This window comes from Paenibacillus xylanexedens, from assembly GCF_007676705.1.
Taxonomy (GTDB): domain Bacteria; phylum Bacillota; class Bacilli; order Paenibacillales; family Paenibacillaceae; genus Paenibacillus; species Paenibacillus xylanexedens_C.
The window spans coordinates 1-258 of record NZ_VEBF01000414.1; the positions used below are offsets into that span (position 1 = coordinate 1).

Sequence of the window (258 nt, forward strand, 5' to 3'; positions counted from 1 at the left end):
ATTTGCTTTGACCGATTCCCCATTAACGGAAATATGTCCATCCTTTATCCATTGCTGTACTTGGGAACGCGACCAATTTTCACCGATAGCGGCAACCAGTTTGTCAATCCGCTCCCCGCTTTCTTCTTCCTTTACCCGGTAGTCAACTTTTTCCATGTTCACTCACCTTTTCTTTTCGTTCTTCCTTAAACATTTGGATAAAAAGAAGGATGACGCCAATGGTCAAGGCCGAGTCGGCAATATTGAAAATGGGGAAAT

General features: G+C 43.4%; 2 protein-coding genes. Both read right to left on the reverse strand.

Translation table 11 applies throughout. The features are described 5' to 3' along the window. The coding region (locus FS628_RS30715; RefSeq protein WP_260871254.1) for a S4 domain-containing protein at positions 1-156 on the reverse strand (156 nt) is incomplete at its 3' end. Beyond that, positions 143-258: signal peptidase II (locus FS628_RS30720; RefSeq protein WP_186328056.1), on the reverse strand; the 116-nt coding region annotated here is incomplete at its 5' end. The genes FS628_RS30720 and FS628_RS30715, both read right to left, overlap by 14 nt.